Here is a 229-nt window from a genome sequence, read left to right on the forward strand (position 1 = left end):
CGTCAAGATCATGGATTACCCGACCCACGCCGCGTCCTTGCCGGTGTGCATGATCCCCAACTGCGCCGCGACCCGCCACGCCCACTTCGTGCTCGACGGTTCGGGCCCGGCGGAGCTGGAAGCACCGGATCTTTCCGCCTACCCGGAAATCGTCTGGGAAGCCGGCCCGTCGGCTCGTCGTGTCGACCTCGACACCCTGACTCCGGAAGACGTGCAGAGCTGGAAGCCG

General features: G+C 66.8%; 1 protein-coding gene. It reads left to right on the forward strand.

Annotation, left to right across the window (positions count from 1 at the left end; genetic code table 11):
- On the forward strand, positions 1-229 hold a 229-nt coding region (locus tag AC0IYH_RS34365; protein ID WP_471838977.1), incomplete at both ends, for a fumarate hydratase.

Source organism: Pseudomonas sp. AC463, from assembly GCF_979253585.1.